This is a genomic window from Klebsiella sp. LY, from assembly GCF_004010915.1.
GTDB classification, from domain to species: domain Bacteria; phylum Pseudomonadota; class Gammaproteobacteria; order Enterobacterales; family Enterobacteriaceae; genus Klebsiella; species Klebsiella quasipneumoniae.
The window spans coordinates 2,476,225-2,490,148 of the sequence record NZ_CP022444.1 but is presented as its reverse complement, the minus strand read 5'-3'; the positions used below and the strand labels follow the sequence as shown (position 1 = coordinate 2,490,148).

The following is a 13,924-nucleotide window of genomic DNA, read 5'->3' as shown; positions in this document are numbered from 1 at the left end:
CTGTCTTAGGGCAGGCCGCAAGGCATTGAGGAGAAGCTCATGGCCGGCGCAAAAGAGATACGTAGTAAGATCGCAAGCGTCCAGAACACGCAAAAGATCACTAAAGCGATGGAGATGGTCGCCGCTTCCAAAATGCGTAAATCGCAGGAGCGCATGGCGGCCAGCCGTCCTTACGCAGATACTATGCGCAAAGTGATTGGTCACCTTGCGAACGGTAATCTGGAATATAAGCACCCTTACCTGGAAGAACGCGACGTTAAGCGCGTGGGCTACCTGGTGGTGTCGACCGACCGTGGTTTGTGCGGCGGCTTGAACATTAACCTGTTCAAGAAACTGCTGGCGGAAATGAAAGCATGGTCCGATAAAGGCGTTCAGTGCGACCTCGCAATGATCGGCTCTAAGGGCGTCTCTTTCTTTAACTCCGTTGGCGGCAACGTTGTTGCACAGGTGACCGGTATGGGGGATAACCCATCCCTGTCCGAACTGATCGGCCCGGTAAAAGTGATGTTGCAGGCCTATGATGAAGGCCGTCTGGACAAGCTGTACGTTGTCAGCAACAAATTTATTAACACCATGTCTCAGGTTCCGACGATCACTCAGCTGCTGCCGTTACCGGCATCAGAAGACGCTGATCTGAAACGTAAATCCTGGGATTACCTGTATGAGCCCGATCCGAAAGCGCTGCTGGATACCCTCCTGCGCCGCTACGTCGAGTCTCAGGTTTATCAGGGCGTGGTTGAAAACCTGGCCAGCGAGCAGGCCGCCCGTATGGTGGCGATGAAAGCCGCGACCGATAATGGCGGCAGCCTGATTAAAGAGCTGCAGTTGGTATACAACAAAGCTCGTCAGGCCAGCATTACTCAGGAACTCACCGAGATCGTCTCGGGGGCCGCCGCGGTTTAACCAGGTTATTTCGTAGAGGATTTAAGATGGCTACTGGAAAGATTGTCCAGGTAATCGGCGCCGTGGTCGACGTCGAGTTCCCTCAGGATGCCGTACCACGCGTGTACGAAGCCCTTGAGGTACAGAATGGTAATGAAGTTCTGGTGCTGGAAGTTCAGCAGCAGCTGGGCGGCGGTATCGTGCGTACCATCGCCATGGGTTCTTCCGATGGTCTGCGCCGCGGTCTGGATGTAAAAGACCTCGAGCACCCGATCGAAGTCCCGGTTGGTAAAGCTACGCTGGGTCGTATCATGAACGTACTGGGTCAACCGGTCGACATGAAAGGCGACATCGGCGAAGAAGAGCGTTGGGCTATCCACCGCGCAGCGCCGTCCTATGAAGAGCTGTCCAGCTCTCAGGAACTGCTGGAAACCGGCATCAAAGTTATCGACCTGATGTGTCCGTTCGCGAAGGGCGGTAAAGTCGGTCTGTTCGGTGGTGCGGGTGTAGGTAAAACCGTAAACATGATGGAGCTGATCCGTAACATCGCGATCGAGCACTCCGGTTACTCCGTGTTTGCGGGCGTAGGTGAGCGTACTCGTGAGGGTAACGACTTCTACCACGAAATGACCGACTCCAACGTTATCGATAAAGTATCCCTGGTGTACGGCCAGATGAACGAGCCGCCGGGAAACCGTCTGCGCGTTGCGCTGACCGGCCTGACCATGGCTGAGAAATTCCGTGACGAAGGTCGTGACGTACTGCTGTTCGTCGATAACATCTATCGTTACACCCTGGCCGGTACGGAAGTATCCGCACTGCTGGGTCGTATGCCTTCAGCGGTAGGTTATCAGCCGACTCTGGCGGAAGAGATGGGCGTTCTGCAGGAACGTATCACCTCCACCAAAACCGGTTCTATCACCTCCGTACAGGCGGTATACGTACCGGCGGATGACTTAACTGACCCATCCCCAGCCACTACCTTTGCTCACTTAGATGCAACCGTAGTACTGAGCCGTCAGATCGCTTCCCTGGGTATCTACCCGGCCGTTGACCCGCTGGACTCCACCAGCCGTCAGCTGGATCCGCTGGTTGTTGGTCAGGAACACTACGACACCGCGCGTGGCGTGCAGTCCATCCTGCAGCGTTATCAGGAACTGAAAGACATCATCGCCATCCTCGGTATGGACGAACTGTCTGAAGAAGACAAACTGGTGGTAGCTCGCGCACGTAAGATCCAGCGCTTCCTGTCCCAGCCGTTCTTCGTGGCTGAAGTCTTTACCGGTTCTCCGGGCAAATACGTGGCGCTGAAAGACACCATCCGTGGCTTTAAAGGCATCATGGAAGGCGAATACGATCACCTGCCAGAGCAGGCGTTCTACATGGTCGGTTCCATCGACGAAGCCGTGGAAAAAGCCAAAAAACTTTAACGCCTTAATCGGAGGGTGATATGGCAATGACTTACCACCTGGACGTCGTCAGCGCAGAGCAACAAATGTTCTCTGGTCTGGTCGAAAAAATCCAGGTAACGGGTAGCGAAGGTGAACTGGGTATTTACCCGGGGCACGCACCGCTGCTCACCGCCATTAAGCCTGGTATGATTCGCATCGTTAAACAGCACGGTCATGAAGAGTTTATCTATCTGTCCGGCGGCATTCTTGAAGTGCAGCCTGGCAGCGTGACCGTCCTGGCGGATACCGCAATTCGTGGTCAGGACCTCGACGAAGCGCGAGCGCTGGAAGCGAAACGCAAAGCGGAAGAGCACATTAAGAGCTCTCACGGCGATGTGGATTACGCTCAGGCGTCTGCGGAACTGGCCAAAGCGATCGCTAAACTGCGCGTTATCGAGTTGACCAAAAAAGCGATGTAACACCGGCTTGAACGTAAAAAGCCAGTCTGGTTTCCAGGCTGGCTTTTTTTATGCCCAGCTGCTGACGAGCGGATGAAGTGAAAACAGAATTCACCCTTAATTGTTATTGATTAGTTAAATGATGAAGCGTAGACTCTATTTTATGTGATGTATATCACATAAAATAGCGTTATCAAACTGCACCTGCGTCAGGAAATCATCATGAAACTGTTCCATAAAATCATCGCTAAATTTAGCGTCCTGAGCTTCTAAGCTCCGCGCTATCCCCCCCGCTGACACGACGTATCGCCCATCAAAACGACAACACTGGCGATGTGAAACCGGGCAAAGAAGGTCACCTGACGGTGGCCTTTCGTTTTTTATCGCTACATCAATCACTTTGCCGCCCTCCCCCGCCAGCGACTGGCGACGATTATCCTGGTTCTTCCCGCTGTGGGTACTGAAAATCGCTTTCCGCAGCGGCTTTATTCAGGTGGCGAAAAAACAGCAAAAGCAGTGAGATAGTCAATGATTATCCTCCCCGCCCTCCTTTTTCAGCGTTAAACTGATTTGCAGTGGTTAAAAATAGCGTCATAAAATGGTGTATAGCAGTGAGCCTGGACGTTTTCTCCACGTCTCGTTTTATGATGAAAAATATGTAGAAATTTCAACGTGAAAGGCTTTTACTTTTCGTTCTAACTACCGTCAGGATGAGTATGTCAAATAGTGCGATGAGCGTGGTTATCCTTGCCGCAGGCAAAGGGACCCGCATGTATTCCGATCTTCCTAAGGTGCTGCATACCCTGGCCGGGAAGCCAATGGTGCAGCATGTCATTGATGCCGCTAACGATTTAGGCGCATGTGCGGTACACCTGGTGTATGGCCACGGTGGCGATCTGCTGCGTCAGACGCTGCATGAAGACAACCTGAACTGGGTGCTGCAGGCCGAGCAGCTTGGAACCGGGCACGCCATGCAGCAGGCGGCGCCGTTCTTCAATGATGATGAAGACATCCTGATGCTCTACGGCGATGTGCCGCTGATCTCCGTCGAGACGCTACAGCGCCTGCGCGCCGCGAAGCCGCAGGGCGGGATTGGTCTGCTGACGGTGAAGCTGGATGATCCAACCGGCTACGGCCGCATTACCCGTGAAAATGGCCAGGTGACGGGCATCGTTGAGCACAAAGATGCCAGCGAGGCGCAGCGCCAGATTCAGGAAATCAACACCGGGATCCTGATCGCCGGCGGAGCGGACCTCAAGCGCTGGCTGGCGAATCTCACCAATAACAACGCCCAGGGCGAATACTACATCACCGATATCATCGCCATGGCGCATCAGGAAGGTCGCGAGATCGTTGCCGTGCATCCCCAGCGCCTGAGCGAAGTCGAAGGCGTCAACAACCGCCTGCAGCTTGCGCGCCTGGAGCGCGTCTACCAGGCTGAGCAAGCGGAAAAGCTGCTGCTGGCGGGAGTGATGTTGCGCGATCCGGCGCGTTTCGATCTGCGCGGTACGCTGCAGCACGGGCGCGATGTGGAGATCGATACTAACGTTATTCTGGAAGGCCGCATCGTGCTGGGCGATCGAGTGAAAATCGGCGCCGGCTGCGTGATTAAAAACAGCATTATCGGCGATGATTGTGAAATCAGCCCCTACAGCGTGGTGGAAGATGCCCAGCTGCAGGCGGCCTGCACCATCGGTCCATTTGCCCGTCTGCGCCCGGGCGCCGAATTGCTGGAAGGCGCCCACGTTGGCAACTTCGTGGAAATGAAAAAGGCGCGTCTCGGCAAAGGCTCCAAGGCGGGTCATCTGACCTATCTGGGCGATGCGGAGATCGGTGATAACGTCAATATCGGCGCGGGCACCATCACCTGCAACTACGATGGCGCGAACAAACACAAAACGATTATTGGCGACGATGTCTTTGTTGGCTCGGATACCCAGCTGGTGGCCCCGGTTACGGTAGGCAACGGCGTCACTATCGCCGCCGGCACCACCGTCACACGCAATATCGCCGATAACGAACTGGTGTTGAGCCGCGTGCCGCAGGTCCATAAGCAGGGCTGGCAGCGTCCGGTGAAGAAAAAATGAACAGAATTGTCGCCGGGGGTGTACAACGCCCGGCGAACCAGGATGAGAGGGTCAACATAGATCCCCGTCCGCAGGCAGTACCATAACAATAACCCCACTCTCTACAAGGCTCGGGGCGCCCGGGAAACGGGCAAATACAGGTCAGCGACAACGCATGGCATATCGCCATTATCAGGAAATTTAACTATGTGTGGAATTGTTGGCGCAGTCGCGCAGCGTGATATTGCTGAAATCCTTCTCGAAGGTTTACGTCGTCTGGAATACCGTGGCTATGACTCTGCCGGTCTGGCGGTAGTCGACAGCGAAGGTCATATGACTCGCGTGCGTCGCCTGGGTAAGGTACAGATGCTGGCTCAGGCGGTCGAAGAGCAACCGTTACACGGTGGTACCGGGATCGCCCATACTCGCTGGGCGACGCACGGCGAACCGTCTGAGAGCAATGCGCATCCGCATGTTTCTGAACACATTGTGGTGGTCCATAACGGGATCATCGAAAACCACGAGCCGCTGCGCGCATTGCTGCAGTCTCGCGGCTATGTCTTCGTCACTGAGACCGATACCGAAGTTATCGCCCATCTGGTGCACTGGGAGCTGGAACAAGGTGGAACCTTGCGTGAAGCCGTGCTGCGCGCCATCCCGCAGCTGCGCGGCGCTTACGGCACCGTAATCATGGATACCCGCGACCCGGGTACCCTGCTGGCGGCCCGCTCCGGTAGCCCGCTGGTTATCGGTCTGGGCATGGGGGAAAACTTTATCGCCTCCGACCAGCTGGCGCTGCTGCCGGTTACCCGCCGCTTCATCTTCCTTGAAGAAGGCGACATTGCGGAAGTGACTCGTCGCTCGGTAGTGATTTTCGATAAATCCGCTGCGCAAGTGAAGCGCCAGGAGATCGAATCCAATCTGCAATATGATGCCGGCGATAAAGGTATCTATCGCCACTATATGCAGAAAGAGATTTTCGAACAGCCGAATGCGATTAAGAACACCCTGACCGGGCGAATCAGCCACGGCGAAATCGATCTCAGCGAGCTGGGACCGAACGCCAATGAAATGCTGGCTCAGGTTGAACATATTCAGATTGTTGCCTGCGGGACCTCCTATAACTCCGGGATGGTCTCCCGCTATTGGTTCGAGGCGTTAGCCGGCGTGCCGTGCGATGTGGAAATCGCCTCCGAATTCCGCTATCGGAAGTCTGCGGTGCGTCGTAACAGCCTGATGATCACCCTTTCCCAGTCTGGTGAAACCGCCGATACCCTGGCGGCGCTGCGTTTGTCGAAAGAGCTGGGCTATCTCGGCTCGCTGGCCATCTGCAACGTGCCGGGCTCGTCGCTGGTGCGTGAATCCGATCTGGCGCTGATGACCAAAGCCGGAACGGAAATTGGCGTGGCCTCGACCAAGGCCTTTACCACTCAGCTGACGGTGCTGCTGATGCTGGTGGCGAAACTGGCGCGATTGAAAGGCCAGGATGCGTCCATTGAGCATGATATCGTCCACGGCCTGCAGGCGCTGCCGAACCGTATCGAGCAGATGCTCTCCCAGGACAAGCGTATTGAGCAGCTGGCAGAGCGTTTCTCTGATAAGCATCATGCGCTGTTCCTTGGCCGCGGCGATCAGTACCCGATCGCTATGGAAGGGGCGCTGAAGCTGAAAGAGATCTCCTATATTCACGCGGAAGCCTACGCGGCAGGCGAGCTTAAGCACGGCCCGCTGGCGCTGATTGATGCGGAAATGCCGGTGATCGTAGTGGCGCCGAACAATGAGCTGCTGGAAAAACTGAAATCCAACATCGAGGAGGTTCGCGCCCGCGGCGGTGAGCTGTACGTTTTCGCCGACGGTGACGCCGGCTTCAACGGCAGCGACAACATGCACATCATTGAGATGCCGCATGTCGAAGAGAGCATCGCGCCTATCTTCTACACCGTACCGCTGCAGCTGCTGGCTTATCACGTTGCGCTGATCAAAGGCACTGATGTTGATCAGCCGCGTAACCTGGCGAAATCGGTCACGGTTGAGTAACGTATTATCTCTTTTGCAAAGGGCTGCCGGCGGCGGCCCTTTTTTATTTTTACCTGCTGTTTTTCGCCGATCTTGTGCGCAATATCTGGGCAGGCGATAGATGACAAACGATCGTTTTGCTCTGCGATTTCGCTGTCATAAAAAGAAAATTATTCTGTCATTGTGTGGTAATGCTAGTAGATAACCATTTGAGTTATAAGTGTATTATTTGACGTAAAATCCCCCCTCCTGGCGTGTCATAAAAATGTCATAATTCGTACATTTTACTGTCACCTCTTTGACCTATTTTGCTCACCATAGCCTCGAAACAATGATTTACGAATCCCAGCAGGAGACATTATGAACGTTATGCGTACCACCGTCGCAACAGTTGTCGCCGCGACCTTATCGATGAGCGCTTTCTCTGCTTTCGCAGCAGCAAGCCTGACTGGCGCAGGTGCAACTTTTCCTGCGCCGGTGTATGCCAAATGGGCTGACACCTATCAGAAAGAAACTGGCAATAAAGTGAACTACCAGGGTATTGGTTCCTCTGGTGGCGTTAAACAGATTATTGCCAACACCGTGGATTTCGGTGCTTCTGATGCTCCGCTGGCTGATGACAAATTGACCCAGGAAGGCCTGTTCCAGTTCCCGACCGTGATTGGCGGCGTGGTGCTGGCGGTTAACCTGCCTGGCGTGAAATCCGGCGAGCTGGTGCTGGATGGCAAAACCCTCGGCGATATCTACCTGGGTAAAATTAAAAAATGGGATGACGAAGCGATCGCTAAGCTCAACCCGGGTCTGAAGCTGCCGTCGCAGAATATCGCCGTGGTTCGCCGCGCCGATGGTTCCGGTACCTCCTTCGTCTTCACCAGCTACCTGTCCAAAGTGAATGAAGAGTGGAAATCGAAAATCGGCGCAGGCTCTACCGTTAACTGGCCAACCGGTCTGGGCGGTAAAGGCAACGACGGTATCGCCGCTTTTGTTCAGCGTCTGCCGGGCTCGATTGGTTACGTCGAATACGCTTACGCCAAGCAAAACAACCTGGCGTACACCAAACTGGTCTCTGCCGACGGCAAGCCGGTTAGCCCGACTGAAGACAACTTCGCTAACGCCGCAAAAGGCGTTGACTGGAGCAAGTCTTTCGCTCAGGACCTGACTAACCAGAAAGGTGAAAACGCATGGCCGATCACCTCAACCACCTTCATCCTGGTGCATAAGGCGACGAACAAGCCTGAGCAGACCGCCGAAGTGCTGAAGTTCTTTGACTGGGCGTATAAAAACGGCGGGAAAGAAGCTAATGCGCTGGATTACGCGACGCTGCCGGAAAGCGTGGTAGAGCAGGTTCGTGCGGCATGGAAAACCAACGTCAAAGACAGCAGCGGTAAAGCGCTGTACTAACAGTAGATTTTTGACGAAGATGGCGGGGGCGTTCAGGCGCTGCCCGCCCTACGGTTCAGACTGTAGGCCCGGGAGCCAACGCCACCGGGCATTTATTCGAACAAGTTTTAATACGTAAAGAGTAATCTATGGCTGCAACCAAGCCTGCATTTACCCCTCCGGGGAAAAAGGGTGACATAATTTTCAGTGCGCTGGTAAAACTGGCTGCGCTGATTGTGCTATTGATGCTGGGCGGCATCATTGTTTCCCTGATCATCTCTTCCTGGCCGAGCATTCAAAAGTTTGGCTTTGCCTTTTTGTGGACCAAAGAGTGGGATGCGCCCAACGAAATCTTTGGCGCGCTGGTGCCGATCTACGGAACTCTGGTGACCTCCTTTATCGCGCTGCTGATCGCCGTCCCGGTGAGCTTCGGCATCGCGCTGTTTCTGACTGAACTGTCCCCCGCCTGGCTCAAGCGCCCGCTGGGCATTGCGATTGAGCTGCTGGCGGCAATCCCGAGTATCGTGTACGGCATGTGGGGCCTGTTTATTTTCGCCCCGCTGTTTGCGACTTACTTCCAGGAGCCGGTGGGGAACGTCCTGTCGACCATCCCGTTCGTCGGCGCGCTGTTTGCCGGCCCGGCGTTTGGGATTGGCATTCTCGCCGCTGGCGTCATTCTGGCCATCATGATCATCCCTTATATCGCCGCGGTCATGCGCGATGTTTTCGAACAGACGCCGGTGATGATGAAAGAGTCGGCCTATGGCATCGGCTGCACCACCTGGGAAGTGATTTGGCGCATCGTTTTACCGTTCACCAAAAACGGGGTGATCGGCGGCGTGATGCTCGGTCTGGGCCGCGCGCTGGGTGAAACCATGGCGGTCACCTTTATCATCGGCAACACCTACCAGCTCGACAGCATATCGCTGTATATGCCGGGGAACAGCATTACTTCCGCGCTGGCCAACGAATTTGCCGAAGCGGAAACCGGCCTGCACGTGGCGGCGCTAATGGAGCTGGGCCTGATCCTGTTCGTTATCACCTTTATCGTTCTGGCGGCGTCGAAGTTTATGATTATGCGCCTCGCGAAGAATGAGGGGGCACGCTAATGGCGACCATTGAAATGCAAAGCACCGCCGAGCTGGCGGAGTCCCGCCGCAAGATGCAGGCCAAACGCCGCATGAAGAACCGTATCGCTCTGGCGCTGTCGATGGCCACCATGGCGTTTGGTTTGTTCTGGCTTATCTGGATCCTGATGGCGACCATAACCCGCGGCTTCGACGGCATGAGTCTGGCGCTGTTTACCGAAATGACGCCGCCGCCGAATACCGCGGGCGGTGGTCTGGCCAACGCCCTCGCCGGCAGCGGCCTGCTGATCCTGTGGGCAACCGTCTTTGGTACGCCGCTGGGTATCCTCGCCGGAATTTATTTGGCGGAGTATGGCCGCAAGTCGGTGCTGGCTGAAATTATCCGCTTTATCAACGATATTCTGCTTTCCGCACCGTCTATCGTGGTCGGCCTGTTCGTCTACACCATCGTGGTGGCGCAGATGCAGCACTTCTCGGGCTGGGCGGGCGTTATCGCCCTGGCGCTGCTGCAGGTGCCTATCGTTATTCGTACCACCGAAAACATGCTGAAACTGGTGCCGGATAGCCTGCGTGAAGCGGCCTATGCGCTGGGGACGCCGAAGTGGAAGATGATCTCGGCGATCACCCTGAAAGCCTCCGTCTCAGGGATTATGACCGGGATCCTGCTGGCTATCGCCCGTATCGCTGGGGAAACGGCGCCCTTGCTGTTCACCGCGTTGTCTAACCAGTTCTGGAGCACCGACATGATGCAGCCGATTGCCAACCTGCCGGTGACCATTTTCAAATTTGCCATGAGTCCGTTTGCGGAGTGGCAGCAACTGGCATGGGCCGGGGTATTGATTATCACCCTGTGCGTCTTGCTGCTGAACATCCTGGCGCGCGTTATCTTCGCCAAGAAGAAACACGGTTAATTTTTTGCGGCGCAGCCACGGCTGCGCTGAATGAGGAAGAGATTGAGATGAGTATGGTGAATACAGCTCCGGGTAAGATTTCAGTTCGTAACCTGAACTTCTACTACGGCAAATTCCATGCCCTGAAGAACATCAACCTGGATATCACCAAAAACCAGGTAACGGCGTTTATCGGTCCGTCAGGCTGTGGTAAATCCACCCTGCTGCGCACGTTCAACAAAATGTTTGAACTGTATCCAGAGCAGCGTGCGGAAGGTGAGATCCTACTGGATGGCGACAATATTCTGACTAACACCCAAGATATCGCCCTGCTGCGCGCTAAGGTTGGCATGGTGTTCCAGAAGCCAACGCCGTTCCCGATGTCCATTTACGACAACATCGCTTTCGGGGTGCGCCTGTTTGAAAAACTGTCCCGTGCCGATATGGACGAGCGCGTGCAGTGGGCGCTGACCAAAGCCGCATTATGGAACGAAACCAAAGATAAACTGCACCAGAGCGGGTATTCTCTCTCCGGTGGTCAGCAGCAGCGTCTGTGTATTGCCCGCGGTATCGCGATCCGCCCGGAAGTGCTGCTGCTTGATGAGCCGTGCTCCGCGCTGGACCCGATCTCCACCGGGCGTATCGAAGAACTGATCACCGAGCTGAAACAGGACTACACCGTCGTTATCGTGACTCACAACATGCAGCAGGCTGCGCGTTGCTCCGACCATACGGCATTTATGTATCTTGGCGAGCTGATTGAGTTCAGCAATACGGATGACCTGTTCACCAAGCCCGCGAAGAAACAAACTGAAGATTATATTACTGGCCGCTACGGTTGATTTGCCCTTGTGCTTTCAGGCTCTCACCAGTTGGGCAATCAGGAGACACCATGGACAACCTAAATCTTAACAAACATATTTCCGGCCAGTTCAACGCTGAACTGGAGTATATCCGCACCCAGGTGATGACCATGGGGGGGCTGGTGGAGCAACAGCTTTCTGATGCGATCACCGCAATGCATAACCAGGACAGCGAACTGGCGAAACGCGTGATTGACGGCGACAAACAGGTCAACATGATGGAAGTGGCGATCGATGAAGCCTGCGTGCGCATCATCGCCAAGCGCCAGCCGACCGCCAGCGACCTGCGCCTGGTGATGGCGATCATCAAGACTATCGCTGAGCTGGAACGCATTGGCGATGTGGCGGATAAAATCTGCCGTACCGCGTTGGAGAAGTTTTCCCAGCAGCATCAGCCGCTACTGGTGAGCCTTGAATCGCTGGGCCGCCATACGGTGCAGATGCTGCATGACGTGCTGGATGCCTTCGCGCGTATGGATCTCGACGAGGCGGTACGTATCTATCGCGAAGACAAGAAAGTCGACCAGGAATATGAAGGCATCGTACGTCAGCTGATGACCTACATGATGGAAGACTCGCGCACTATCCCCAGCGTCCTGACGGCGCTGTTCTGCGCGCGCTCCATCGAGCGTATCGGCGACCGCTGCCAGAATATCTGCGAATATATTTTCTACTTCGTCAAAGGCCAGGATTTCCGTCATGTGGGCGGCGATGAACTGGATAAATTGCTCGCTGGTAAAGATCCGAAAGAGTAATAATCATTTTGTCTAATTCTGATGAATGGATTTATCAGAATTAGATATGATTCCTCCACCGGCAGCGATATTGCTGAGATTATCGTCACAATTAACAGGCCGCCCGTTTGAGTTCTTCATTTTATCGCGTAACAATCAGCATCCACTGACTGAGCGCGCAAGCTCAGAATGTTTTAAACGGATTGTTACTGCGACAGCAGGCAAAACCTGATATTGCCCCCACGGCGGCGATATCAGGTTTTTTTATGCGTGCGAAGAATGACTTAATAAGGGTTGCTACCGCGATGCGCGGGCAAAACCTGAAGAGGATTATCTGTTAAGGCAGATCGTCTTCTTCGGGTTTTTTTGCTTTTTTCCAGGCGCAAAAATAACAGTCCCCGCGCCCTTAAGCGGTATGGATAAAGCTATTTGAACCCGCGCGATGCTTGTCGCTGTCGTTTTTATTAATGCCAATACTTATATAAGGGAATATTATGATGAGAAAAACCAGGATCGCTTCGGCGATAGCCTTGCTGGCGCCGCTTTGTTATTCAACCTCCCTGATCGCGAGCCAGCTGACGGTAGAGCAACGGCTTGAGTTGCTGGAAAAAGCGCTCAGCGATACGCAAAAAGAGCTCAAAAAATATCAAGACCAGGAGAGAAAAAGAGACCAGATTTGGGCCTCATGGTCTCCGCCTGCAGAGAGCCAGAAGCGCAACGTCGCGGCGGCAGCCGGACCGAAAGCAGCGGTGAAACCGGATGCGGTACTGGTCAAAAATCAACAACCTGCTACAGACAGTGCACCAGCCTACAGCGCGATGACGCTGAAAGATTTTAGCAGGTTCGTCAAAGATGAAATTGGCTTTAGCTATAACGGCTACTTCCGCTCGGGCTGGGGAACCGCCTCGCATGGCTCGCCAAAATCGTGGGCCATCGGCTCGCTTGGCCGTCTGGGCAATGAATATTCCGGCTGGTTCGATCTGCAGCTGAAGCAGCGGGTGTTTCAGGAAGGCGATAAACGCGTCGACGCCATCGTGATGCTCGACGGGAACGTTGGCCAGCAGTATTCCACTGGCTGGTTTGGCGACAATGCCGGCGGCGAAAACTACATCCAATTCTCGGATATGTACGTTAACACCAAAGGATTCCTGCCGTTTGCCCCGGAGGCCGATTTCTGGGTCGGCAAACACGGTGCGCCAAAAATCGAGATCCAGATGCTGGACTGGAAAACGCAGAGAACCGATGCGGCGGCTGGCGTGGGGCTGGAAAACTGGCAGGTTGGCGTCGGGAAATTCGATATCGCGCTGGTGCGGGAAGATGTTGATGACTACGATCGTTCCTTGAGCAATAAGCAGCAAATAAACACCAATACCCTTGATATCCGTTACAAAGAGATCCCGCTGTGGGATAAAGCCAGCCTGATGGTCAGCGGACGCTATGTCGCTGCCAACCAAAGTTCTTCTGAGAAATATAAAGAGGGCAATGAAGGCTATTATCCATGGAAAGATACCTGGATGGCCGGCACCTCGTTAACGCAAAAATTTGCTAACGGCGGCTTTAACGAATTCTCTTTCTTACTGGCGAATAACTCCATTGCCAGCAGCTTCTCGCGCTATGCCGGATCCAGCCCCTATACAACCTTTAACGGCCGCTATTATGGCGACCATACCAATGGCACCGCCGTGCGCTTAACCTCGCAAGGGGAAACCTATTTACGTGATGACATTATTATGGCGAATGCCATCGTTTACTCTTTTGGTAACGACGTTTACAGCTACGAGACCGGGGCCCACTCCGATTTTGAATCCATCCGTACGGTCCTGCGACCGGCTTATATCTGGAATAAATATAACCAGACCGGCGTCGAACTGGGGTACTTCAAGCAGCAAAACAAAGATGTTACCGGCAAAAAATATAACGAGTCCGGCTATAAGACCACGCTGTTCCATACCTTCAAAGTTAATACCAGTATGCTGACCTCGCGCCCGGAAATTCGCTTCTATGCCACCTATATTAAAGCGAAGGATATCGACCTGGATAAGGCCGCGAATAACACCACCAGCATTTTTGAAGACGGTAAAAACGATCAGTTTGCCGTAGGGGCGCAGGCGGAAATCTGGTGGTGAGACGATAACAGAACGGACACAACATAAGAG

General features: G+C 54.3%; 11 protein-coding genes. All 11 read left to right on the top strand.

The genetic code is table 11. The annotated features are described in order from the left end of the window. Positions 1 to 39 precede the first annotated feature (39 nt). The 11 genes from atpG (at position 40) to CE636_RS15000 (ending at position 13,894) form a co-directional block, all read left to right on the top strand. Positions 40 to 903 carry a F0F1 ATP synthase subunit gamma gene (gene atpG, locus CE636_RS15055; protein WP_004144996.1) on the top strand — a complete coding sequence of 288 codons (864 nt, stop codon included), beginning with the start codon at positions 40 to 42 and terminating at the stop codon, positions 901 to 903. Between the two features lie 26 nt (positions 904 to 929). Beyond that, a complete protein-coding gene (gene atpD / locus CE636_RS15050) occupies positions 930 to 2,312 on the top strand; it encodes a F0F1 ATP synthase subunit beta (RefSeq protein ID WP_004144997.1) in 1,383 nt (460 codons plus the stop codon). Between the two features lie 20 nt (positions 2,313 to 2,332). Continuing rightward, positions 2,333 to 2,752, top strand: coding sequence for a F0F1 ATP synthase subunit epsilon (locus CE636_RS15045; protein ID WP_001251971.1), 420 nt, complete (start codon positions 2,333 to 2,335; stop codon positions 2,750 to 2,752). Positions 2,753 to 3,447: 695 nt separating this feature from the next. After that, positions 3,448 to 4,818: a bifunctional UDP-N-acetylglucosamine diphosphorylase/glucosamine-1-phosphate N-acetyltransferase GlmU gene (gene glmU / locus CE636_RS15035; protein WP_017899654.1), complete on the top strand. Its 1,371-nt coding sequence runs from the start codon at positions 3,448 to 3,450 to the stop codon at positions 4,816 to 4,818. A gap of 186 nt (positions 4,819 to 5,004) precedes the next feature. Further along, entirely contained in the window at positions 5,005 to 6,834 is a 1,830-nt protein-coding gene (glmS, locus tag CE636_RS15030) for a glutamine--fructose-6-phosphate transaminase (isomerizing) (protein WP_004202303.1), read from the top strand. A gap of 339 nt (positions 6,835 to 7,173) precedes the next feature. Beyond that, complete coding sequence (pstS, locus tag CE636_RS15025) at positions 7,174 to 8,214, top strand: phosphate ABC transporter substrate-binding protein PstS (RefSeq protein WP_004150308.1); 1,041 nt, start codon at positions 7,174 to 7,176, stop codon at positions 8,212 to 8,214. Positions 8,215 to 8,342: 128 nt separating this feature from the next. Continuing rightward, on the top strand, positions 8,343 to 9,302 hold the full coding sequence (gene pstC, locus CE636_RS15020) for a phosphate ABC transporter permease PstC (RefSeq protein WP_004202302.1): 960 nt from the start codon (positions 8,343 to 8,345) through the stop codon (positions 9,300 to 9,302). After that, positions 9,302 to 10,192: a phosphate ABC transporter permease PstA gene (gene pstA / locus CE636_RS15015; protein ID WP_004202301.1), complete on the top strand. Its 891-nt coding sequence runs from the start codon at positions 9,302 to 9,304 to the stop codon at positions 10,190 to 10,192. The genes pstC and pstA overlap by 1 nt, the downstream gene beginning before the upstream one ends. Before the next feature lie 47 nt (positions 10,193 to 10,239). Then, positions 10,240 to 11,013 (top strand): phosphate ABC transporter ATP-binding protein PstB, encoded by a 774-nt coding sequence (gene pstB / locus CE636_RS15010; RefSeq protein ID WP_004145006.1) that lies wholly within the window; start codon positions 10,240 to 10,242, stop codon positions 11,011 to 11,013. A 50-nt stretch (positions 11,014 to 11,063) separates the two neighbouring features. Then, on the top strand, positions 11,064 to 11,789 hold the full coding sequence (gene phoU, locus CE636_RS15005; protein WP_004107251.1) for a phosphate signaling complex protein PhoU: 726 nt from the start codon (positions 11,064 to 11,066) through the stop codon (positions 11,787 to 11,789). 473 nt (positions 11,790 to 12,262) lie between these two features. Further along, entirely contained in the window at positions 12,263 to 13,894 is a 1,632-nt protein-coding gene (locus CE636_RS15000) for a carbohydrate porin (RefSeq protein WP_017899655.1), read from the top strand. The last annotated feature ends 30 nt before the right edge of the window (positions 13,895 to 13,924 follow it).

What these genes read in the sequence shown, in the direction of transcription:
- atpG (WP_004144996.1), top strand. Translation starts at nt 40, where the DNA reads ATGGCCGGCGCAAAAGAGATACGTAGTAAGATCGCAAGCGTCCAGAAC.
- atpD (WP_004144997.1), top strand. Translation starts at nt 930, where the DNA reads ATGGCTACTGGAAAGATTGTCCAGGTAATCGGCGCCGTGGTCGACGTC.
- CE636_RS15045 (WP_001251971.1), top strand. Translation starts at nt 2,333, where the DNA reads ATGGCAATGACTTACCACCTGGACGTCGTCAGCGCAGAGCAACAAATG.
- glmU (WP_017899654.1), top strand. Translation starts at nt 3,448, where the DNA reads ATGTCAAATAGTGCGATGAGCGTGGTTATCCTTGCCGCAGGCAAAGGG.
- glmS (WP_004202303.1), top strand. Translation starts at nt 5,005, where the DNA reads ATGTGTGGAATTGTTGGCGCAGTCGCGCAGCGTGATATTGCTGAAATC.
- pstS (WP_004150308.1), top strand. Translation starts at nt 7,174, where the DNA reads ATGAACGTTATGCGTACCACCGTCGCAACAGTTGTCGCCGCGACCTTA.
- pstC (WP_004202302.1), top strand. Translation starts at nt 8,343, where the DNA reads ATGGCTGCAACCAAGCCTGCATTTACCCCTCCGGGGAAAAAGGGTGAC.
- pstA (WP_004202301.1), top strand. Translation starts at nt 9,302, where the DNA reads ATGGCGACCATTGAAATGCAAAGCACCGCCGAGCTGGCGGAGTCCCGC.
- pstB (WP_004145006.1), top strand. Translation starts at nt 10,240, where the DNA reads ATGAGTATGGTGAATACAGCTCCGGGTAAGATTTCAGTTCGTAACCTG.
- phoU (WP_004107251.1), top strand. Translation starts at nt 11,064, where the DNA reads ATGGACAACCTAAATCTTAACAAACATATTTCCGGCCAGTTCAACGCT.
- CE636_RS15000 (WP_017899655.1), top strand. Translation starts at nt 12,263, where the DNA reads ATGATGAGAAAAACCAGGATCGCTTCGGCGATAGCCTTGCTGGCGCCG.